The sequence below is a fragment of the Pseudomonas sp. 2822-15 genome (assembly GCF_002742515.1).
Classification (GTDB): Bacteria; Pseudomonadota; Gammaproteobacteria; order Pseudomonadales; family Pseudomonadaceae; genus Aquipseudomonas; species Aquipseudomonas salomonii.
The window spans coordinates 1-242 of sequence record NZ_LJRY01000392.1; the positions used below are offsets into that span (position 1 = coordinate 1).

Annotated in this window: 1 protein-coding gene; it reads left to right on the forward strand. The window is 36.4% G+C overall.

Translation table 11 applies throughout. The features are described from left to right. Nucleotides 1–242 (forward strand): diguanylate cyclase domain-containing protein (locus tag AOA59_RS31170; protein ID WP_143522872.1); only part of this gene is annotated, 242 nt, incomplete at both ends.

Here is a 242-nt window from a genome sequence, read left to right on the forward strand (position 1 = left end):
GAGTATGTAATACTGGTACGGTATCTCGTGTTTCTGGAGACGAGTATGCAATCATCTTAACAGAAAATATGAATTTAAATGAGCTTCATAAAGCAGCGGAGAATATATTGGATATTTTTCAAAAAACGTTTGAAATCAAAGATAAGCGTTTTACAGTAACAGCCAGTATTGGTGCTTGTCAGTATCCTATATATGGAATCGACGCCGATTCACTTATCGCTAAAGCAGATATGGCGATGTAC